Consider the following 1,021-nt stretch of genomic DNA (forward strand, 5'->3'; position numbering starts at 1 on the left):
TGTGCCGCACGCTCGCGCGGCTTTGCATGTGGCTGGGCATCGTCGGACTCGTCGCGGTGATCTGCGCGGTGAGCTGGCAGGTGTTCGGCCGCTACGTCCTGAACAACACCCCCACCTGGGCCGAGAGCCTGGCGCTGCTGCTGGTGATCTACGTGACCATGTTCGGCGTGGCCGTGGGCGTGCGCGACGCCGGCCACATCGGGCTGGAGTCGTTCCTGGTGCTCGCACCCGACTGGCTGCGCCTGAAGATGGAGTTCCTCATCCATGCCCTGGTGCTGGTCTTCGGCGCGGCCATGGCCTGGAACTGCGCCCTCCTGGCCGAGTCGGTGTGGAGCTACCGGCTGCCCACCCTGTGGATCTCCGAGGGCTGGAAGTACGTGCCCGCGACGATCTCGGGCGTGCTCATCGTCATGTTCTCCATCGAACACATCATCGCCCTTGCAAAAGGCAAGGAAGTCGAGCCCGCCTGGGCCTGAACGCACACCGCCATGACCATTCCTCTCCTGATCCTGTGCGTGTCGTTCACGCTGTTCCTGCTGCTGGGCGTGCCCGTGGCGTTCTCCATCGGGCTGTCCGCGCTCGCCACGCTCGCCTACGAGGGCCTGCCGCTGGCCGTGGGCTTCCAGCAGATGACCTCGGGCATGGGCATCTTCTCCTTCCTGGCCATCCCGTTCTTCATCTTCGCCGGCGAGCTCATGCTCTACGGCGGCATCGCCGACCGCATCGTGGACTTCGCCCGCTCGGCCGTGGGCCACGTGCGCGGCGGCCTGGGCATGTCCAACGTGGTGGCCTGCACGCTCTTCGGCGGCGTCTCCGGCTCCCCCGTGGCCGACGTCTCGGCCATGGGCGCGGTGATGATCCCGATGATGAAGAAGGAGGGCTACCACGCCGACTACGCCGTCAACGTGACCACCCACGCCGCCCTCGTGGGCGCGCTCATGCCCACCAGCCACAACCTGATCATCTACTCGCTGGCCGCCGGCGGGAAGGTCTCCATCGCCGCGCTGATCCTCGCGGCGCT

The 1,021-nt window shown here is 67.4% G+C and carries 2 protein-coding genes; both read left to right on the top strand.

What is annotated here, in order from left to right:
• On the top strand, positions 1–476 hold a 476-nt coding region (locus ABID77_RS22595), incomplete at its 5' end, for a TRAP transporter small permease (protein WP_429600737.1).
• 12 nt (positions 477–488) lie between these two features.
• On the top strand, positions 489–1,021 hold a 533-nt coding region (locus ABID77_RS22600; protein WP_429600739.1), incomplete at its 3' end, for a TRAP transporter large permease subunit.

The sequence above is a fragment of the Variovorax sp. PvP013 genome (assembly GCF_050435945.1).
Classification (GTDB): Bacteria; Pseudomonadota; Gammaproteobacteria; order Burkholderiales; family Burkholderiaceae_C; genus Variovorax.